Source organism: Azoarcus sp. L1K30 (assembly GCF_018122735.1).
Lineage (GTDB): Bacteria > Pseudomonadota > Gammaproteobacteria > Burkholderiales > Rhodocyclaceae > Parazoarcus.
Genome location: NZ_JAGRRD010000001.1, coordinates 495097 through 513181 on the forward strand (window position 1 = coordinate 495097; position 18085 = coordinate 513181).

An 18085-nucleotide genomic window follows, 5' to 3' on the forward strand; every position below is an offset into this window, starting at 1 on the left:
TCACGCCCCGGCGGGCTGGCGCCAGCCCTCATCGGCCGCAAGTTCGGTCGCCGGGCGGACGATGTAGGGCCGGGAAGTGCCGGATTCGTAGTAGACCCGTGCCAGCAATTCCGCCAGCACGCCGGAGGTGACCATCTGCACGCCGGCAATGACCAGGAAGAAGCCGCCGAAAAGCAGCGGGCGGGTGCCGATTGAGTCGCCGAGGAAGAGTTTCACGCCGACCAGGTAGGCAAGAATCAGGCTGCCGAGCGCACCGAGGGCGATGCCGATGCCGCCGAAGAAGTGCCCGGGCCGGGTACGGAAACGCATGAAGAAGTAAACGAACACGAGATCGAGCACAACCCGGAAGGTGCGCGAAATGCCGTACTTGGACTGTCCGAACATGCGTGCGTGGTGGGTGACCACCTCCTGCGCGATGCGCCGCGGCGTCGTGACCGTGGCCAGCCACGCGGGGATGAAGCGATGCATCTCGCCATACAGGCGCACGCTCTTGATCGCCGAGCCACGGAAGACCTTGAGGCTGCAGCCATAGTCGCGCAGATGAACCCCGGTCATGCGCGCGATCAGCCGGTTGGCGATGCGCGACGGGATCTTGCGCAGCAACAGGCCGTCCTGGCGGTTCTTGCGCCAGCCGGCGACGAGGTCGAGGTCCTCCACCAGCAGGCGATGGACCATGCGCGGGATGTCGATCGGATCGTTCTGCAGGTCGCCGTCCATGGTCACGATGACACTGCCGCGTGCAGCGTCGAGACCGGCCTGCATGGCCGCGGTCTGCTTGAAGTTGCGCATCAGTTCTACCACCCGAACATGCGGACCGAACTGTCTGGCGCAGCGGGCGAGTTCTGCCGGCGTCGCGTCCGAGCTGCCATCGTCGACGAGGACGACTTCCCACGGCCACGGATAGGGGCCGAGGGCGAGGTGAATGCGGTCGAGCAGCGGCTCCACGTTTTCCGCTTCGTTATACATCGGTACCACGACCGACAGCGTATGCTCGGGCAGCCCCTCGGGGATTTGCGGTTCGGCGTGGGGGAGGGGAGATTTGTTCATGAACGGGATGCACTCTCGGAAGATGATCGGGGGTGTGCCGCGTTGGCGGCGGGGCTTGGGCCGGCATTGGGAAACAGCCATGCGATCGCCCCTGCGCCAAGCGCGCAGGCAATGACAAAAAGATGAAGCGCGAGCGCGGCCTGCAGACCGTCGCCGAAGGCAATGCCGGCGGGCAGCAAGGCGGCTGCGGCACCGGCCTCGTAGGTGCCGAAGCCGGCCACGCCCTGAATCGGCAGGATGGCGGCGAGTTCGGCACCGAGGGCGCCGGCAGCGCCCTGAGGCATGCCGGTGGAGAGCAGTGCGGCCAGCAGCCAGGCTTGCGCGGCAAGCTTCACCGACCAATTGGAAACCGTCCATAGCCAGCCGAAGCGCGCATGCCGGGTCGATTCGCCGAAGGCGTCGCGCAGCTTCGCGAGCTTGCCGGCGAGTTTGCCGCGCGCTGCCCAGTCGTGCGGCGTGCGCGCCCAGCGCGGGAGACCCCAGGCGAAAACGGCGAGGCCCAACAGCCCCGCCGCGCGGAGCGGGACGGGCAAGCCGGGCCACACGCCGACGGCAACGGTACCTACGACCAGCGCATCCTGCAGCCGGAACCAGAACAGGGATGCCACCGCACGCGGCAGCGGGGTGCCGAAAGTGCGCTGCAGCAGCACGGGAAAGGCCGCCTCGCCACCTCGAAAAGGAACGATGTTGACCATCGCGTTGTGCATCAGCACGATGCGCAGGCAGGCACCGAAGCGGCCGCGCGCGTCGGCGCGAAACTCATCGAAGACCCGCAGCGCCCGCAGCAGGTAGCTTGCGGCGAAACCTGCCACTGCAACCAGGACGATGCTTGGCGTCAGGCGTGCCAATGCGGCGCCAAGCGTGTGCCACCGCGCGTCGGCGAGAAACCAGCCGAGCAGGCCAAGGCTCAGGAGGATGGCGAGGGCCCGCTTCATGTGCGGTACCACGTGCACAGGGTGACGCACACCGGCGCCGCACGACGGCGCGCGCAGGCGATTGCGGGGCGGATGGCGCGCGTCCGTGCATGAGCTGGATCGTCTGCGAGGCGCACAACGGCAACGGTCATCAGGTTCAGGGGCAATGGCAAAGCGGCATTTTAGCCGATCCCCCGCCCTTGCATCGGTGTCGCTGCGTTTTGAGCGCTTCATGCGCGACGGTCGAGTGGGCGGCTCGGGTATAATTCCGCGCTTCCGATTGCCGTAGTCCGGTGTCCCTCTTTTCCGCGTTTCGACAGACATGACCCAAATCCTCAAGCTCCGTGGCGCAGCCGCGCTCTCCCGGTCCCGCCTGGATCGCCTTTCCCGCAGCGTGGCCGAGGTCCTGCCGAAACTGCAGGGACTGGTCGCCGAGCACTGGTATTTCGTTGAACTGAACGCCGCACTGGATGCCGACGAGACCGTCCGCCTGACCGATCTGCTCGGTGCCACCCCGGAAACGCCGACGGCGCCGGCCGGCACCATGATGCTGGTCGTGCCCCGACTGGGCACGATTTCGCCGTGGTCGTCGAAGGCCACCGACATCGCGCACCAGTGCGGATTCGACAAGGTCGTGCGCATCGAGCGCGGAACCGTCTATACGCTGGCGGGCAAGGGCGTCGATTTCCGTGCCGAGGTGCTGGCGAAGCTGCACGACCGCATGACCGAATCGGTGCTGGCGAAGATGGACGAGGCCGACGCGCTGTTTCACCACTATGCGCCGCAGCCGCTGACCTCGGTGGACATCCTCGGTGGCGGCCGTGCCGCGCTGGTCGAGGCAAATGCTGCGCTGGGCCTGGCGCTGTCGGACGACGAAGTCGATTACCTGGTCGAGAACTTCGCCCGCATCGAACGCAATCCGACCGATGTCGAACTGATGATGTTCGCCCAGGCGAACTCCGAACACTGCCGCCACAAGATCTTCAACGCCGACTGGGTGATCGATGCGCGGCCGATGGAAAAGACCCTGTTCGGCATGATCAAGGACACGCACAAGGCGCATCCGCAAGGCACGGTGGTGGCCTATTCGGACAACGCCTCGGTGATCGAGGGCGCGACCATCGAGCGCCTTTACCCGGATGCGAATGGCCGCTTCACCTATCACAGCGAGGAAACCCACATCCTCGCCAAGGTCGAGACCCACAACCACCCGACCGCGATTTCGCCCTTCCCGGGCGCTGCCACCGGCGCCGGCGGCGAGATCCGCGACGAAGGTGCGACCGGTCGCGGTTCGCGACCCAAGGCGGGGCTGGCCGGCTTCTCGGTCTCGAACCTGAACATCCCCGGCTACACGCAGCCGTGGGAAAAGCCTTACGGCAAGCCCGAGCGGATCGCCTCCGCGCTCGACATCATGATCGAAGGGCCGATCGGTGCCGCAGCCTTCAACAATGAATTCGGCCGTCCCAACCTGACCGGCTATTTCCGCGCCTTCGAACAGGAGGTGCAGGGCGAAGTGCGCGGCTTCCACAAGCCGATCATGATCGCCGGCGGCCTGGGCAGCATCCAGGCACAGCAGGCGCAGAAGCCGACCTTCCCGCAGGGCACGCTGCTGATCCAGCTGGGCGGACCGGGCATGCTCATCGGTCTGGGCGGCGGCGCCGCCTCGTCGATGGCGACCGGCACCAATGCGGCGGATCTCGACTTCGCCTCGGTGCAGCGCGGCAACCCCGAAATCCAGCGCCGCTGTCAGGAGGTGATCGACGCCTGCTGGCAGCAGGGCGAGGCCAATCCGATCATCGCCATTCACGACGTCGGTGCCGGCGGCCTGTCGAACGCGATGCCTGAGCTGGCCGACCACGCCAGCCTCGGCGCCCATTTCGAGCTGCGCGAAGTCCATATCGAAGAGCCGGGCATGAGCCCGCGCGAGATCTGGTCGAACGAATCGCAGGAGCGCTACGTGCTCGCGATCGCGCCGGAAAGCCTCGATCAGTTCCGCGCCTTCTGCGAGCGCGAGCGCTGCCCCTTCGCCGTGCTCGGCACGGCCACCGCAGATGGCCATCTCACCGTGAGCGACCGCCATTTCGGCAACAAGCCGGTCGACATGGAGATGCAGGTCCTGCTCGGCAAGCCGCCGAAGATGACGCGCAACGTGTCGCGCCGCGCCGTCCATCTGCCGCCCTTCGACGTGACCGGCATGGATCTGATGGACGCGGGTCTGCGCGTGCTGCGCAACCCGACGGTGGCGAGCAAGCGCTTTCTGATCACCATCGGCGACCGCTCGGTGGGCGGCCTGACCGCGCGTGACCAGATGGTCGGGCCGTGGCAGGTGCCGGTGGCAGACGTCGCGGTCACCGCGATGAGCTTCCAGGGCTATCGTGGCGAAGCCTTCGCCATGGGCGAGCGCACCACGCTGGCCTGCGTAGACGCGCCGGCCTCGGGCCGCATGGCGGTGGCCGAGGCCATCACCAATATCGCTGCGGCCGAAATTGCCGACCTGGGCGACGTCAAGCTGTCGGCCAACTGGATGGCGGCCGCCGGCCATCGCGGCGAGGATGCCAAGCTGTTCGACACGGTGAAGGCCGTATCGGACTTCTGTATCAAGGCCGGCCTCTCGATTCCGGTGGGCAAGGACTCGCTGTCGATGCGCACCGCGTGGGCCGACAACGGCGAGGACAAGCAGGTGGTGTCGCCGCTGTCGCTGATCGCCACCGCCTTCGCACCGGTGAACGACATCCGTCGTACGCTGACACCGCAACTGCAGCTGCACGAAGGCGTCGACACCGAGCTGATGCTGATCGACCTGGGCAATGGCCAGAATCGCCTCGGCGGCTCGGTGCTGGCGCAGGTGTTCAATTCGGTGGGTGAGCATGCGCCCGATGTCGACCCCGAGCAGCTTGCCGCGTTCTTTGCGGCGATCCAGCGTCTGCGCCGTGAAGGCCTGATCCTGGCCTATCACGACCGTTCCGACGGCGGCCTGTTCGCCGCCGTGTGCGAGATGGCCTTCGCCAGCAAGTGCGGCCTGTCGCTGGTGCTCGACACGGTGTGCTACGACCCTTACATGAACGACGTCGATGGCCTGGAGAAGAAACCCGACAGCCTCAAGGGCCGTTTCGACGACAAGCTGGTGGCCGGCCTGTTTGCCGAGGAACTCGGCGCGGTCATCCAGATCCGACGCGACGAGCGCGCGAAGATCACCGAGATCCTGCGTGAAGCCCGCCTGAGCTATCACTTCATCGGCGAGCCCAACGACAAGGACGAAATCCGTTTCTGGCGCAGTGCCAAGCGCGTGCTGGCCGCGCCCCGTGGCGAGTTGATGCAGGCGTGGTCGGAAACCAGCTACCAGATCGCACGCCTGCGCGACGACGCCGACTGCGTGCAGCAGGAATTCGACGGTCTGGCCGACGCGACCGACCCCGGCCTGTCCGTCTCACTGTCCTTCGACGTCACCGAGGATGTCGCCGCGCCTTTCATCGCCACCGGCGTGCGCCCCAAGGTCGCCGTGCTGCGCGAGCAAGGGGTGAACTCGCAGTTCGAGATGGCGGCGGCGTTCGAGCGTGCCGGCTTCGAGCCGGTCGATGTGCACATGTCCGACCTGCAGTCCGGCCGCAAGCAACTGGTCGACTTCCACGGTCTGGCTGCGTGCGGCGGCTTCTCCTATGGCGATGTGCTCGGCGCCGGTCAGGGCTGGGCCAAGTCCATCCTGTTCAACCCCAAGCTGCGCGCCGAATTCGAGGCCTTCTTCCGCCGCAGTGACAGTTTCGCGCTGGGCGTATGCAACGGTTGCCAGATGATGGCCCACCTTGCCCCGATCATCCCTGGTGCCGAAGCCTGGCCGACCTTCCATCGCAACCGCAGCGAGCAGTTCGAGGCCCGCTTCGTGATGGCCGAAGTCGTCGACAGCCCGTCCATCCTGCTTGCCGGTATGGCTGGCAGCCGCATGCCGATCGTGGTCAGTCATGGCGAGGGCAGGGCGGTGTTCGTTTCCGAGATGGACCGTGCCGCGGCGTTGATGGCGCTGCGCTACGTGGATAACCACGGCCAGCCCACCGAAACCTATCCGTTCAATCCCAATGGCTCGGCACAGGGCGCGACCGGTTTCACCACCGCGGATGGCCGCTTCACCATCATGATGCCGCACCCCGAGCGTACTGCCCGCACGCTGCAGATGTCGTGGGCACCGCAGTGGATGATCGAGCAAAGCCCGGACGCCTCACCCTGGCTGCGCATGTTCCGCAACGCGCGGAAATGGCTGGGTTGATCGGCAGGGCAAGCATGGGTTGATTCAACGCCCGGCATGATTGGGGCGCAACAGCGGGGTGTCCGGGAAACCGGCACCCGTTCGTACGGCACGCTTGGTTTGAATGGCAGAGGTGGTGCTTTCACCTTTGCGTTGTCCGCTTTCCATCGGCGCTGCTGCGGCACCGGCCGTTGCCCGCGGACAGCGCCTGCGCCGACCTTCGATTGCGACAGATGATCCTGATCAAGGACGAGACGGCATATGCGGCTATAATCGCGCTGTTCTGTTACCGGACGTGTCCTGTCTCAATCTGCTGATGCTGCGTCGTAAACGCCCTTTCCGCCTGACAGCCTGGCTTGCGATCTTCGCGATGCTGCTGGGTGCGCTCGCCCCTGCGGTGAGTCAGGCGATGACGGTTCTCGGCGACGGCAACCTGCGTTGGGTGGAGGTGTGCTCGGCGTCCGGCATGACCTGGGTGGCGGTCGACGCCAAGGATGTGCAGCAACAGGACGGCGAGCCTGCGAAGTCGACGGCGTCATGTGCCTATTGCTGCCCCCACGCCGGCTCGGTGGGCTTGCCGCCCGCGCCACTTCTTGATGTGGCGGCAGCGGGCGTGCCTGCGCTCGAGCCGTTGCTGTTCCTTTCTGCGCCGCGGCCGCTTTTTGCCTGGTCCGCTTCCAGCCCGCGGGCGCCCCCTTCTGCTTCCTGATCGCTGCTGACTGCGCGCAGCCGGTGTTTCGTGTGCCGGTTGCCGTTCCGCCAAAACCGATTCAGGGGGCACTTCCATGCCTTTTGCCGTACTGCGTTTGCGCAGCCTCGTGCTTCGCGCGCTGCTTGTCCTGTTCGCCGCACTCTCACTGGGTGCCTGCAACGACGATGAACTGAGGTTCAACAACACCGACATCACCGGTGCGAACTTCGGCCATGATTTCAGCCTGCTCGACCCCGAGGGCAACACGCGCACCCTCGCCGATTTTCGCGGCAAGGTGGTGATGATGTTCTTCGGCTTCACCCAGTGCCCGGATATCTGCCCGACGGCCCTGTCGCGTGCCGTCGAGGTACGCCGTCTGCTCGGCGTCGATGCCGAGCGCCTGCAGGTGATCTTCGTCAGCGTCGATCCCGAGCGTGACCGGCCCGAAGTGCTCAAGGCGTATACCGCAGCCTTCGATCCTGCTTTCCTCGGCCTTCATGCCAGCCTCGAAGACACGCGCAAGGTGGCCGACGCGTTCCGTGTTTTCTATCGCAAGGTGCCGACCGGAGCGTCGTACTCCATGGATCACACCGCCACCAGCTATGTCTTCGATCCGCAGGGCAGCTTGCGCCTTGCGGTGGCCTACCAGAGCCCGGCCGAATCGGTCGCGGCTGACGTTCGTACCCTTCTTCAAAGCGCTTCACCCCTTCCCTAAGGAGTTCACCATGAAAGTAAGACTCGTTGCCTCGCTGTGTGCTGCCTTGATTTCGTCCGCTGCCTTTGCCCAAGTCACGGTCAGCGAGCCGTGGGTGCGTGCCACCGTGCCGCAGCAGAAATCCACAGGCGCGTTCATGCAGATCACCTCGCCGGTCGATGGAAAACTGGTCGAGGCGAAGTCGCCCGCAGCCAAGGTCGTCGAGATCCATGAGATGGTCATGGAAGGCGACATCATGAAGATGCGCGCGGTAAAGGGCGTGGACCTGCCTGCGGGCAAGACGGTCGAGCTCAAGCCCGGCGGTTATCACGTGATGCTGATCGACCTTAACGCCCAGGTGAAGGTGGGCGACACGGTGCCGCTGACCATGGTTGTCGAGGGCAAGGACGGCAAGCGCGAAAATGTCGAGCTCAATGCGCCAGTGCGGCCATTGAACAATGCGGCCGGCGGCATGCAGATGCACAAGATGCACTGATGGCGCCCGACTGACCAAGTACCTTGCGCCTGTTTTGGTACGCACGGGCCTGGTCAGTCGACGTCGATAGCAAGATCGCCTATCCGTCACGCTTCATGAATCGAACCATCCGTCATCAGCTCCTGTTCGCTCGAATCGCAATCTTCGCGATTCTGATGAGCGCACTGATGCCCGTCATCGGGCAGGCACTGATGCGCGCGAACGATGCGTCGCAGTGGACGGAGATCTGTACCGCTGGGGGCGTGGTCCTTGTCGACCTTGGCGCCGACGAAGGGGCGGCTGTGCCGCGGCAGCAGGACGGACAACGCGTTGCCTGCCCATTCTGCCTTCCCCACGCGGTCCATGCCGCGCTGGCGCCCGAGCCGCCTCTTTCGGTCGTCGCCGTCGTGGTGGACCCGCGCACCGATTTCCCACCTCCGCCGCCACTGTCGGCGCGGCGGACGGCCTGGCTGACGGCTTTCTCCCGCGGCCCTCCGAATCGCTCCTGATTTCTCCCGATTGATCCTTCCGTCACGCGTCATGTGAAGGCAAGGGCATGTCCAGCTTATCCGAGCAGCCGCGTTTCGATACGCCTGCCGCGTGGGTGAGGGCGGCCGCTGCCATCGTCCGCATGCGTGATGACACGTCTACCGCGAAACAGGAAACAGGCACGTGAATAGTTATTGCACCTCGAAAATGAGCATCATCGGTCTGGCGCTTGCCATGGCCTTTCCGGCTGCTGCATCGGAGAGCGGTTATGCCGACACGAAGACGCTCGACGAAATCAGCGTCACCGCCACGCGTGAGGCGCGCGCCACGGCCGAGGTGCCGCAGGCGATTGCCGTGATCGGCAAGGAGGCGCTGGCCGAAAAGAAGATGTTCAACATGAAGGAGGCGCTGCAGGAGATTCCCGGCGTCCTAGTTGACAGCAAGAACGGTGGGTTCGACGCACGGCTGATCATCCGCGGTGCGGGTCTGAAGGCGGCTTACGGTATCCGCGAGATCATGGTCCTGCGCGACGGCGTGCCGCTGTCCGACCCCGACAGCTTCACCCGGCTGGACTTCGTGGACACGCAGGACATCGAGAGGATTGAGGTCGCCAAGGGGCCGGGCAATCTGTTCGCCGCCGGCAGCGCCGGTGGCGCGATCCAGGTGTTCTCGAAGTCCGTATTCGATACTTCGGCTAATTCGGCCAAGATCGGATTCGGCTCGGACGGTACGGAGAATTACCACCTGCGCTACGGTGTCGTCGGCGAACGTCACGCGCTGGCGGTGACGGCCACGCACCGCAAGATGGACAACGATTGGCGCAGCTGGAATACCTTCGACACCACCCAGACCTCGCTCAAGCACGGCTGGATGCTGACCGAGCACGATGTGCTCGAGAGCGAACTGTCCTACGCCGAAGCCAACATGCAACTGCCAGGCGCCATGGACGAGGCCTTGTTCAAGCGCTTCGAGCGCACCGGCGAGCAAAAGGACACGTCGGAGGCGTGGAAGAATTCCGGGCGCTATTCCAAGGTGTGGTTCTTCAACTCCCGTCTGGAGATGGAGCGCGGCGATTTCACCTTCAAGCCGCGCTTCTATTACAACACCTGGTATCACTACCACCCGGTGACCGGTGCGATCAATGAAACACGCGACTGGGTCTATAACCTGGGGGCCGACCTCGAACTGAATTGGCGTCACACCGACGGTACGCTGGTCGCCGGGGTCACAGCGCGGAGCGAGGAAGTTCCCGATTCGGCCAAGTATCAATACCGCGACGTTCTCACCACGCCTGCTGGGCGGATCCTCTCCACGCTGTCGGATGCCAAGGGGGCGCTGGCGTCCACCAGTACGAGTTCGAGCATGCTCAATGCGGTGTACGTGCAGGAGTCATGGCGACCGGCACCGCGCTGGATTATCGACGCCGGCTTGCGCTATGACGTGATCCGGATGGAGGACGAAACCAACGAGATCACCCGATACGACTACGCGAGCGGCAAGTATGTGGCCGGTGACGGGCTGACTCGCACCGAGAAGACCTTCCGGCTGCCCGCGCCCAAGCTTGCGGTGAGCTACAAGCTGAGCCAGGAGATCAATCTCTTCGGCATGGTGGCGCAGGCCGGCCAGATTCCGTCCTCGGGCGAGATTTCCAGCAATCCGGCGCTGGATGCGCCGGTGTCGCGCAATGTGGAGTTCGGCGTCAAGGGGCGCAGCCGTGACTGGCAGTTCGATGCCAGTGTGTATTCGACCAAGGTCGAGGACGAAATCGTCCAGATCAACACCGGTGGCACCACCGAGTACGCCAATGCGGGCAAGACCGACAAGAAGGGGCTGGAGCTCTCCGGCAGTGTCAACGTCGGAAATGGCTTTGACATCGGTGGCCACTATGCCTGGTCCGACTTCACCTACGACAGCTTCAGCGAACCGGTTCGCGTCGGCGCCAGCGTGGTCAATCAGGACCGTGCCGGCAATGCCTTGCCATTTGTGCCGCGCCATCAATACGGCGTGTTCGTGGGCTGGAAGTCCGCCGATGGATGGCGGGCGCGCCTGGCCGGGCTGAACTGGGGCGAGTACTGGCTGGACAACGCCAACACCGAGAAGTACCGCGGCTGGGACTGGGTCACCAACCTCTCGGTCGGCTACGAGCGCGACCAGCACTCGGTGATGCTCAATATCGACAACCTGTTCGACAAGCATTACGCCTTCGAAGTGAAAAAGGACACCAGCGGCAAGGTGACCTATACGGCGGCGTCACCACGTCAGCTGATGCTGACCTATCGCTATGCGTTCCGCTAAGGAGACCCGCTCGATGCCGAGGATTCATTGCGCGTTGCTGTGTGCCCTGCTGGCGGGGGCGGCTCAGGCTCACCAGGGCGCCCATGATGTTTCAGGCGCAGTGGCCGAAACCAACGGGCCTTCGTCGCCGCACGGCGATCACGGGGTCGCTGCGGCGTGGAGCGATCATCCGATGTTGCTGCTCGCGGGCGGAGATCGGGGAGAAGTCGCTTTTCGCCTGTCCGGATTCAATGCCGATCATGTGACCGTGTTCGCCCCCGGCGGCGCGCCTGATCGGCTCGAGGTGGATTATCCGGTAGAGAATGGCCAGGTTCGTATCCAACCGGCTGCGCCGATGATGGGCAACTATCATTGGGCGCAGGCGCGCGAAGAACAGGATGGTGCTGTTCGCGTGGCATCCACTGTGCAGTATTTCAGCAATCCCGGCGATGCACCGACCGCGCTCCTGACACGTTTGCGTAGCGAGTTGGAGATCGTTCCCCATCCATTGCCGCGCGAGCACTCGCAGTACCGGGAGAGCGAGAAGTGGGCGTTCCTGGTGCGCTGGAAGGGCGCACCGCTCGCAGCCCACGCGCTGAGGCTCGATACCGAGTACGGCAGCCATTCAACTGCATACACCGATGACCAGGGCATTGCTACGGTGGTGCTCCCGCGTGACTTCGGCGTACCGAAAGCCGCTCCCGGGAAAGCCGTCGCGCATGGTCGGGAGCGTGCGGGCTTCGTTCTCTCGACCTCTCACGTTGAAGAGGGGCGGACCTATCTGACCGCATTCAACTACACCTATGCGCCTGAATCCCAGCGTAGCCGCAGCATTGCCTGGGGCGCCGCCTTCGGTCTGCTTGGCATGGTCGCTGCTGTGCCGCTGCTGCGACGTAAGGAGAATGAAAATGGCTGAGGCAATGAAGTCCCTGTTTCCCACGATGTCCCGCGTACGTCTCTGGGTTCAGATCGTGATGCTGTTCGTCACGGTGTGGGGCGCCAGTGTGGTGGGGCATTACTCGGCGGAGAAGATCTCCGACGCACTGCCTGCGCTGTCATGTGCATATGACACGCAAAACGGCGGTTACTGTGTGCTGGTGCCCCTGCAGCACCAGGTGCACCACCGGGTGGGCACGGCGCTGGTAAAGGCTCAAGAGGTCACGTTGAAAGTGCTGCTGCCATTGGCAATGACCATGCTCACCTTTCTTGCGTTCTTTTTCGTTCTTGGCAAGGCATTCTGCGGATGGGTCTGTCCCTTGGGAACGCTGCAGGAACTCGTTCAGCGTGTCGGTCGCCGCTTTGGCTTGCCGCTGCATGCTGTGGCCGCGGACAAACTGGGCCGGGTGCGCCCGGTGAAGTGGTTGATGCTGCTCGGGCTTGTCCTGTTGTTGCCATTGCTGACCGGGATGGGGGTGACAGCGCACGAGTTTGGCAATCCCTATTGCGACGTGTGTCCGTCACGCCTCGCAACGACCTTGCTGACCGGCAATACCGAAGAGATCGCGCTCAAGACGCAGAGTCCGCTGGCGTTTGCCATCGGTGCGCTTGGCAACACTCTTTTCGGCTTCATCGCGGTGGGTGCGCTTGCGATTCGCCAACCCTTCTGTCGCATCTGTCCAATGCTTGCCCTGAATGCGGTCTTTCGTCATGCGTCGCTGGCGCGCCTGGTCAAACGTCAGCATGACAAGTGCGAGAAGTGCGGAATTTGCACCAAAGCCTGTCCGATGGACATCACCGAGATCCACACCGAGCACGGTCGCAAGGCCTACCACGACGATTGCACATTGTGTGGGCGCTGTGCCGAGTTTTGCCCGGATGACGATGTGATCCAGGTCAAGCTGGGGCCTTTCGCGCTGTTTCGCTCTTCACGCGACTATTACAAGAAGCGCATGACCGGCGAGATGCCAGACGGTACGGTGAAACCAGTCCGCATTGTGCGGAAATCGCCGCAGGGAGGGGCTTGATGACGCCGCCGGTGGCCGACTTTCCGCTCACGATGCTGGGTGGGCCCCAGGGCGAGCTCGGGCTGCTTGGTTCGTTCATGCTCGGACTGTCGATGGGGCTGACCGCGTGCACGGTGACCTGTTTGCCGTTCATGGGTGCCTGGGTGCTTGGGCGGGGCAAGGGGCAGGGTGCGGCGATGGTCGATACCTGGCTCTTCCTTGGGGGACGTGTTCTGGCGTATAGCGTGCTCGGAATGCTGGCGGGCTCTCTGGGAGCAGTCCTGTCACGCTGGCTCGCCAGTGGCATCGGCAACGCATCGATCGGGCTCGCAAGTTGCGTGGCCGGGCTCTGGCTTTTGCTCCCGGCCTTGAGGGCAGTGCCAGGGATTTATTCGACTATCTCGCCGGGTGCCCGCCAGCGCGATGCATGTGGTGTCGCAGGGGGGCGCTCCGATGCGCCTGTCGTCCAGCCACTGCGCTTTGTCCGCGACCCGGTGTCGCGTCCGGTGCCGCCCACCGAGCGCGGCGCATCCGGTTGCTCGGCGGCGCGCAGGGGTGTTGCCCTGCCGCCGTTCTTTCTCGGCGTTTCCCTCAGTCTGACACCCTGCGCGCCGTTGGGCTGGCTGCTGACTGTGTGCGCGCTCTCGGGGAATGCGCTGGCCGGCTTTGGTCATGGTCTTGCATTTGGCATGGGAGCGGCGGTGACCCCCTTACTGCTCTTCTTGCCCCTTTTCGGGCTCCTCGGCAGCCGTTTGCTCGAAGGCCGCTTGTGGCTTTCGCACTGGCTGGGCGGTGGCGCAGGAATGGTGCTGGTCGCGCTTGGCATCAAACGCCTGCTCCTCCTCTGACTTTCTGCGTGAGAGATTTAATGAATTCAAGTGTTCCTTGTATCCGCTTCAAGTTCTTGTTGAGACTCATCGTTGTCGCGCTTGCTTCGGGATCGACGTCTGCGATCGCCCAGCGAACTGAACTCGACGCCCCGCTGCTGGACGAACTTGTCGTCTCCGCGACCCGTACCAGTCAGAGCGTTCGGGAGTTGAGCGCAGCGGTCACGGTGATTGATCGTGAAACGATCGAGAAGTCCGGCGCGGTGACGGCGGATCAGTTGGTGCAGAGCGTGCCCGGTGTATATGCCGCGAGAATGGATGTGTCGGCGCCGAATCGGATCGCGCAGACCTATATGCGGGGCTTGTCAGGCAGCGGGCGTACCTTGGTGCTGATCGACGGGGTGCCGATGAATGTGCTCTACGACGGTCAGGTCGACTGGTCGCAACTGAGTACGCGGGACATCGAGCGCATCGAAGTTGTCCGTGGTGCGGCATCCAGTCTTTACGGCAGCAACGCAATGGGTGGGGTGATCAATATCATCTCGAGATTGCCCGGGGAGGGGGTAAAGGGGCGGGTCTCGTTCGACTCCGGGACCAACCAGACCCAGCGTGTCGCGGCCAGCGTAAGCGGTCGAAGCGGGGCGACGGGCTTCTTCGTGTCTGGCAGTCGCTTGCGCAGCGATGGCTATGACATGTGGACTGAAGCTCAAAAGTCTGCAGCCGGTGCCGCCAAGGACCAGCTCATTGCGATCGGAACCAAGAAGACGAACCTGGTGGCGAAACTCACCCATGAGATCAGCAGCAGCGATTTCATGGAGCTCAGCGTGTCGTCTCTCGATGACCTTTCCACCGATTTTTACGACATCCCCGATTATTTGCCCCAGCGCCGGAAGCAATTGCTGACCTCGGCGCGCTATCAGCATTTCGGCGACAACACGGATTCGTCGATTCTGATCTATCACCGCGATGGAAAGCAGTATGCAGACAGCGCTGCTCCGCCCCTGTACACGAGCATCGCATCGGAAGGTGAGTTCGATGATCGCACGCTCGGGCTCAATGCCCAGTCATCGGTACGACTCGGATCCGGGCATACGCTGACTTTTGGGGTGGATGCGATGGATGGGGAGATTGATGTGCTCTACGACCACTTCGCATCGACCCCTTCGCGGGCGATGCGGATCACCGGGGAGGTACAGCGGATGGGCTTATTCCTTCAGGATGAGCTGCGCCTGAACGAGGATTGGGGGCTCAATCTTGCCGGGCGGGTGGACCACTGGCGTACCTCGGGCAAGCAGACCGACACGCTCGACGGTCAGCCCGAGGGTGTCTACCCCGAAAGAGAGGGAACGGAGTTCTCCCCCAAGGTCGGCGTGCTGTATCGACTGCAGCCGGGTACCAGCGTTCGCGCGAATGTCGGCAAGGCGTTCAAGCTTCCCGAGCTGTGGGAAATGTATAGCTCGAACCGCCGCGGCGCGACGACCTATTGGGGCAATCCGGATCTGTCTCCGGAGCGCTTGAATGCTTACGACATCGGGATTGATCACTACTATTCGCGCCAGGGCTTCGTCAAGGCGACCTTTTATCGCAACGAAGCGGAAGATTTCGTTTACAGCGTGCGGCGCGATGCACTCAATAGCGACAAGATGAATATCGATCGCGTCGTAACCCGTGGCGTCGAACTGGAAGCGCGCTATCAGGTGTCGCCACTGCTCACGATTTCCGCATCGCATACCCGCAATCGCTCGTTCATCGTTGAAAGTCAACGCGACCCTGCACTTGAAGGCAAGCAATTGGTGTATGTGCCGCGCACACAGACGGCCGTCAATCTCAGCTTTTCGCTGCCCCAGCAAACGTCGCTACTCGTGTCTGCCATGCATGTGGGCAAGCGGTACGCGGACGACAGGAACACCACCACCTACCGCAAGTACACCACGTGGGACTTGATGCTCGACCGCCAGTTTACGCCGGCGATCAAGGGGCGTCTCAGTGTGATCAACGTCGCCGATCATCGCTATGACGGCGTCGGGTATCGCGCTCCCGGCCGCCTGGTCACGCTCGGTATCGATGCTGCTTTTTAAAGCATTGAAGTACCCGCCTCGGGACGAAACGCATTCATTCAAGGAGTCATAAAGGATGTACAGCTTGAAACCACATCGCCTGGCCTTTGCCCTGGCCATTGCATTTTCCACGTCGGCCTTCGCTGAAGGCGAAAGCAATGCCCAGCTTGACGATGTCGTGGTGTCAGCGCCGCTCTTCTCACCGCTGCCGCAGACCGGTGGGCGCCTCGGGCAAACGGAAGTCGAGCGCAAGGGCGCGGTGTTGAGTGATACCGCCAGCCTGCTCAAGGGCGTACACGGCTTGTCGCTGCAGGGAGCGGGCGGGGTATCGAGTCTGCCTGTTATTCGCGGGTTGGCCGACGACCGCTTGCGAATCAAGGTCGACGGCATGGATCTGGTCTCCGCGTGTGGCAATCACATGAATCCACCGCTCTCCTACATCGATCCGTCGAGCGTTTCCAGCGTGCAGGTGTTCGTCGGAATTTCGCCGGTGAGCCAGGGGGGCGATAGCATCGGTGGCACCATCCTCGCGGATTCCGCCGCGCCCGAGTTCGCATCCGTGGGCCAGGGACCGTTGGTCAAGGGTGAGTTGGGTGGCTTCTACCGCAGTAACGGCGATGCCGTTGGGGCGAATCTCTCGGCAAGCTTTGCCGGAGAACAGTTGAGTGTTCGCTATGACGGGGCGACGTCAAAGTCGAACAACTATCGGGCTGGCAAGGACTTCAAGGCGGCCGGGCCGGCAGCGGCCGGGCGTGGTTGGCTGGAGGCCGACGAGGTGGGCTCGTCCGCCTACGAAACGTCGAATCAGTCGCTCACGATGGCGCTGCGGCAGGAGAACCATCTGTTTGAATTCAAATACGGGGTGCAGGACATCCCGCAGCAGGGTTTTCCGAACCAGCGCATGGACATGACGGGCAATCACAGCGAACAGTTCAATGTGCGCTATCGGGGCATGTTCGACTGGGGCGTGCTGGAGGCGCGGGCCTACAACGAGCACACCCGCCACCGGATGCAGTTTGGCGATGACAAACTCTACTGGTATGGCCCGAGCAACGTACCGGGTTCGGATGGCATTCCCGGACCGATCCTCCCCGGCATGACCGGACGTGCCGCCGGGATGCCGATGGATACCGAAGGCGATAATACGGGCCTCGTCCTGAAGGCGGACCTGCCGCTGTCGGAGCGTGATCTGCTGCGGATCGGCGGAGAGTTTCAACAGTATCGGCTCGACGACTGGTGGGACGCCTCCGGCAAAGGCATGGCGCCGGACACCTTCTGGAACATCCGCGATGGTGAGCGCGACCGTGTCGCGGTCTTCGCCGAATGGGAGGCCGCGTGGAATCCGCAGTGGATGACGCAGTTCGGGCTTCGCCATGAAACCGTGCGCATGGATGCCGGCCCGGTACAGGGTTACAACCCCACTTTCAGCCCTGTGCCGGAGGCCGCGTTCAACGCCGCTGACCGTAGCAGCACCGATCAGAATCTGGATGTGACCGCGCTGGCCCGATTCACGCCTTCGACATCGCAGACCTACGAGTTCGGGTATGCGCAGAAAACCCGGTCGCCCAACCTGTATGAGCGCTTCGCCTGGTCCACCAACGGCATGGCGATGCGCATGGTCAATCTGGCGGGCGATGGCAACGGCTATGTCGGCAATCTTGCGCTCGATCCTGAACGTGCGCACACGCTTGGCATGACGGCTGACTGGCATGATGCCGACGCGCAGACGTGGGGGCTCAGGGTCTCCCCCTACCTGACCTACATCGAGAACTACATCGATGCCGAGCGCTGTGCCGATGGTGTCGGTGCGTGCACGACGGCGAACCAGACGCTCACGGAGGGCTTCGTCTATCTTCGTTTTGTAAATCAGTCCGCCCGGCTGCATGGCGTGGATGTGGCGGGGTTCGCCAGGCTGGGTGCTTCCGGGGTCCTGGGCACTTTCACCGGAAGAGGTAGTCTGAGCTACGTCAGAGGCAAGAACCCGACGACGGGCGACAACCTCTACAACATGATGCCGCTCAACGGAAAACTCGCCGTCGAGCAGTCATATGGGCAGTGGACCAATACGCTGGAAATGGAACTGGTCGCCAGCAAGGATCAGGTGTCGCGGACCCGGAACGAAGTGGGTACCGGTGGCTACGGTCTGCTTCACCTGCGCAGCAGCTTCGTCGCTGGAGAGGTTCGTGTCGATTTCGGCATCGAGAACGTGTTCGACCGCTTCTATCACCACCCCCTTGGCGGCGCCTACCTTGGTCAGGGCAAGACGATGTCCGGCACCGATGTGCCTTGGGGCGTGCTTGTGCCTGGTACCGGGCGCTCGCTCTATGCGGCGGTCAACGTGAAGTTCTGATTTTTTACCGGGTCCGCATGCCTGGCGCCGGCCGCAAAGTGCGTCGGCCACTGATGCACGGAGACCGGTCCCGGCATGCGACAAGGA

General features: G+C 63.5%; 13 protein-coding genes. 11 read left to right on the forward strand and 2 right to left on the reverse strand.

What is annotated here, in order from left to right; genetic code table 11:
- Together J5J83_RS02250 and J5J83_RS02255 are read right to left on the reverse strand one after the other, a co-directional pair.
- Complete coding sequence (locus J5J83_RS02250) at nucleotides 1-1047, reverse strand: glycosyltransferase family 2 protein (RefSeq protein ID WP_212344813.1); 1047 nt, start codon at nucleotides 1045-1047, stop codon at nucleotides 1-3.
- The gene (locus J5J83_RS02255; protein WP_212344815.1) at nucleotides 1044-1982 is read right to left on the reverse strand and encodes a lysylphosphatidylglycerol synthase domain-containing protein; all 939 of its coding nucleotides are present in this window, start codon (nucleotides 1980-1982) and stop codon (nucleotides 1044-1046) included. Before J5J83_RS02255 ends, J5J83_RS02250 begins: the two co-directional genes overlap by 4 nt.
- Nucleotides 1983-2283: 301 nt before the next feature.
- Between J5J83_RS02255 and purL the strand changes: the two genes are divergently transcribed.
- The 11 genes from purL to J5J83_RS02310 all read left to right on the forward strand — a co-directional run bounded on the left by purL (nucleotide 2284) and on the right by J5J83_RS02310 (nucleotide 17998).
- A complete protein-coding gene (gene purL / locus J5J83_RS02260) occupies nucleotides 2284-6219 on the forward strand; it encodes a phosphoribosylformylglycinamidine synthase (RefSeq protein WP_212344817.1) in 3936 nt (1311 codons plus the stop codon).
- 103 nt (nucleotides 6220-6322) lie between these two features.
- Nucleotides 6323-6907, forward strand: coding sequence for a DUF2946 domain-containing protein (locus tag J5J83_RS02265; protein WP_249115588.1), 585 nt, complete (start codon nucleotides 6323-6325; stop codon nucleotides 6905-6907).
- Nucleotides 6908-6983: 76 nt separating this feature from the next.
- Nucleotides 6984-7604, forward strand: coding sequence for an SCO family protein (locus J5J83_RS02270; protein ID WP_212344820.1), 621 nt, complete (start codon nucleotides 6984-6986; stop codon nucleotides 7602-7604).
- A 10-nt stretch (nucleotides 7605-7614) separates the two neighbouring features.
- The gene (locus tag J5J83_RS02275; RefSeq protein WP_212344822.1) at nucleotides 7615-8079 is read left to right on the forward strand and encodes a copper chaperone PCu(A)C; all 465 of its coding nucleotides are present in this window, start codon (nucleotides 7615-7617) and stop codon (nucleotides 8077-8079) included.
- A 95-nt stretch (nucleotides 8080-8174) separates the two neighbouring features.
- Nucleotides 8175-8567 (forward strand): DUF2946 domain-containing protein, encoded by a 393-nt coding sequence (locus J5J83_RS02280; RefSeq protein ID WP_212344823.1) that lies wholly within the window; start codon nucleotides 8175-8177, stop codon nucleotides 8565-8567.
- A 163-nt stretch (nucleotides 8568-8730) separates the two neighbouring features.
- Nucleotides 8731-10842, forward strand: coding sequence for a TonB-dependent receptor (locus J5J83_RS02285; RefSeq protein ID WP_349251853.1), 2112 nt, complete (start codon nucleotides 8731-8733; stop codon nucleotides 10840-10842).
- 13 nt (nucleotides 10843-10855) lie between these two features.
- Complete coding sequence (locus tag J5J83_RS02290; RefSeq protein WP_212344824.1) at nucleotides 10856-11737, forward strand: hypothetical protein; 882 nt, start codon at nucleotides 10856-10858, stop codon at nucleotides 11735-11737.
- Nucleotides 11730-12785 (forward strand): 4Fe-4S binding protein, encoded by a 1056-nt coding sequence (locus J5J83_RS02295; protein ID WP_249115589.1) that lies wholly within the window; start codon nucleotides 11730-11732, stop codon nucleotides 12783-12785. The genes J5J83_RS02290 and J5J83_RS02295 overlap by 8 nt, the downstream gene beginning before the upstream one ends.
- Entirely contained in the window at nucleotides 12785-13612 is an 828-nt protein-coding gene (locus J5J83_RS02300; RefSeq protein WP_249115590.1) for a sulfite exporter TauE/SafE family protein, read from the forward strand. The genes J5J83_RS02295 and J5J83_RS02300 overlap by 1 nt, the downstream gene beginning before the upstream one ends.
- The gene (locus tag J5J83_RS02305) at nucleotides 13534-15669 is read left to right on the forward strand and encodes a TonB-dependent receptor (protein WP_212344825.1); all 2136 of its coding nucleotides are present in this window, start codon (nucleotides 13534-13536) and stop codon (nucleotides 15667-15669) included. Before J5J83_RS02300 ends, J5J83_RS02305 begins: the two co-directional genes overlap by 79 nt.
- A gap of 55 nt (nucleotides 15670-15724) precedes the next feature.
- Nucleotides 15725-17998 carry a TonB-dependent receptor gene (locus J5J83_RS02310; RefSeq protein WP_249115591.1) on the forward strand — a complete coding sequence of 758 codons (2274 nt, stop codon included), beginning with the start codon at nucleotides 15725-15727 and terminating at the stop codon, nucleotides 17996-17998.
- The last annotated feature ends 87 nt before the right edge of the window (nucleotides 17999-18085 follow it).

Coding starts and splice junctions, on each gene's coding strand:
- J5J83_RS02250 (WP_212344813.1), bottom strand. CDS start 1,047: ATGAACAAATCTCCCCTCCCCCACGCCGAACCGCAAATCCCCGAGGGG.
- J5J83_RS02255 (WP_212344815.1), bottom strand. CDS start 1,982: ATGAAGCGGGCCCTCGCCATCCTCCTGAGCCTTGGCCTGCTCGGCTGG.
- purL (WP_212344817.1), top strand. CDS start 2,284: ATGACCCAAATCCTCAAGCTCCGTGGCGCAGCCGCGCTCTCCCGGTCC.
- J5J83_RS02265 (WP_249115588.1), top strand. CDS start 6,323: ATGGCAGAGGTGGTGCTTTCACCTTTGCGTTGTCCGCTTTCCATCGGC.
- J5J83_RS02270 (WP_212344820.1), top strand. CDS start 6,984: ATGCCTTTTGCCGTACTGCGTTTGCGCAGCCTCGTGCTTCGCGCGCTG.
- J5J83_RS02275 (WP_212344822.1), top strand. CDS start 7,615: ATGAAAGTAAGACTCGTTGCCTCGCTGTGTGCTGCCTTGATTTCGTCC.
- J5J83_RS02280 (WP_212344823.1), top strand. CDS start 8,175: ATGAATCGAACCATCCGTCATCAGCTCCTGTTCGCTCGAATCGCAATC.
- J5J83_RS02290 (WP_212344824.1), top strand. CDS start 10,856: ATGCCGAGGATTCATTGCGCGTTGCTGTGTGCCCTGCTGGCGGGGGCG.
- J5J83_RS02295 (WP_249115589.1), top strand. CDS start 11,730: ATGGCTGAGGCAATGAAGTCCCTGTTTCCCACGATGTCCCGCGTACGT.
- J5J83_RS02300 (WP_249115590.1), top strand. CDS start 12,785: ATGACGCCGCCGGTGGCCGACTTTCCGCTCACGATGCTGGGTGGGCCC.
- J5J83_RS02310 (WP_249115591.1), top strand. CDS start 15,725: ATGTACAGCTTGAAACCACATCGCCTGGCCTTTGCCCTGGCCATTGCA.